General features: G+C 65.2%; 1 protein-coding gene. It reads left to right on the top strand.

Translation table 11 applies throughout. The annotated features are described in order from the left end of the window. On the top strand, window positions 1–463 hold a 463-nt coding region (locus tag FAZ69_RS33045), incomplete at both ends, for an MFS transporter (protein ID WP_136899659.1).

The raw sequence follows: 463 nt of genomic DNA, 5'->3' as shown, positions 1-463 counted from the left end.
CAGACCATGGGCTTTGTCGCGCCGGCGATCGTGCAGGCGTGGCGCATCAGCGCGGCGGACCTCGGGCCGGTCTTCGGCGCAGGTTTGCTGGGGATGCTCGCGGGCTCGATCGTGCTGGGCGCGATGGCCGACCGGGTGGGGCGCCGGCCGGTTCTGGCCGGCGCGACGGTGTTCTATGGGCTATGCATGCTCGGCACCACGCTTGTGCATAGTATTCCGGCGTTTCTTGTGGTTCGCTTCCTGACCGGTTTGGGCATTGGTGGCGTGATGGGCAATGCCGCTGCGTTGGTGAGCGAATACAGTCCGCGGAAATATCGAGCCTCGCTGATGGCCTGGGTCTCATGCGGCTTCACGGGCGGGGCAATCGCCGGAGGGTTGCTCTGCGCAAGCCTGCTGCCTTCGATGGGCTGGCGCTCGGTGTTTTTCGTTGGGGGGATATTGCCGCTTGTCATCGCGATTGCGA

This window comes from Trinickia terrae (genome assembly GCF_005144415.1).
GTDB lineage: Bacteria > Pseudomonadota > Gammaproteobacteria > Burkholderiales > Burkholderiaceae > Trinickia_A > Trinickia_A terrae.
Note: the sequence above shows the minus strand (reverse complement) of the source record. Positions and strands in the feature narration are given on the sequence as shown.